We start from the raw sequence: 1125 nt of genomic DNA, 5'->3' as shown, positions 1-1125 counted from the left end.
CCTACTTCAGCTTCGCCCAGAGCCGCCCCGACGCCCGGCGCCTGCTGTTCGACCGCACCGGGGAGGACGATCCGGAGGTCCAGATCGTCCGGCAGTATTCTCCATTTAATTTTCTAAAGTCTCTTTTTTCTCCTTCTTTTATAAATCCAATCTTTTTGTAACTTTTAATAGCTGATTTATTAAAGGCAAAAACACCTAATTCAATTCTGTGTAGTCCCAAATCTTCAAAAGCCTTTTTCAATAATTTCTTTATTATTTTAGGGCCTAATCCTTGGCCACGCATTTGCGGATCACCTACTAAAACTTTACTTAACGTGGCGGAACAATTTTTAAAATCTATATTATTTAAAGCAATATGACCTATAATTTTTTTTGAATTATTTTCTTCAATGATAACTTTATAAATTATTTTACTAGAATTTTCTTTATTTGTGTCTTTAATATATTCCTTTAATTGTTCTTCATCTAGGGGATAATTAAAATCTGTACCTGCCCATTTGACTAAAAGTTCAGGAGAGTTTATCCAGTTTATTAATAAATCAAAATCTTTCTCCTCAAAATATTCAAACTTAATCAATAAATTACTCCTTAAATAATAGGTTATTAACTATAAAAATTCAGTGAATGTTGCAATATAAACAACCACTACAATTTTTTGATACTTTCTTCATCAACTTTCTATCTTAAATTTTCGATTTTTTATAAAGCGTTTTGTATTATCTAAATAACTCTTTACAATTTACTGATTTTTAAGCTTTTGCTAATAGATTTATGCAACTTTAATATTATAAGTAAATCTATGCACTTCATCATTAAATTTAAATTCTGCCCAAATTTTATACATCCCTTTTTTAGGAAAATGAGCATAAAAGGTTGTAGAATCAGGTGATTCTGGGTGAACATGAATATAATCAGTTAATTGCTCATCAAATATAATCACATGTCCTAAAGCTCCTAAATAAGGTTGGGGAGTTAATTCTGTATTGAAAGTTAAAGGGACATGTTCATCTTCTTTAGCACTTATAGAATTTAAAGTTACATGAACTCCTTTGTTAACTTTTACCCAATTTTTATCAGAATTTAAAGATGTTGTAGAGGTTATTTTATCTCCAATTTGCAGTTCAA

Annotated in this window: 1 protein-coding gene and 1 pseudogene; both read right to left on the bottom strand. The window is 30.2% G+C overall.

Features of this window, described 5'->3' with window-relative positions; translation table 11 throughout:
- Position 1: 1 nt before the first annotated feature.
- Positions 2-577 carry a GNAT family protein gene (locus AB0C84_RS46295; RefSeq protein WP_361079327.1) on the bottom strand — a complete coding sequence of 192 codons (576 nt, stop codon included), beginning with the start codon at positions 575-577 and terminating at the stop codon, positions 2-4.
- Between the two features lie 192 nt (positions 578-769).
- Positions 770-1125, bottom strand: a pseudogene (locus AB0C84_RS46290) (hypothetical protein); the annotation flags it as partial.

Source organism: Actinomadura sp. NPDC048955, from assembly GCF_040649435.1.
Taxonomy (GTDB): domain Bacteria; phylum Actinomycetota; class Actinomycetes; order Streptosporangiales; family Streptosporangiaceae; genus Spirillospora; species Spirillospora luteofluorescens.
Note: the sequence above shows the minus strand (reverse complement) of the source record. Positions and strands in the feature narration are given on the sequence as shown.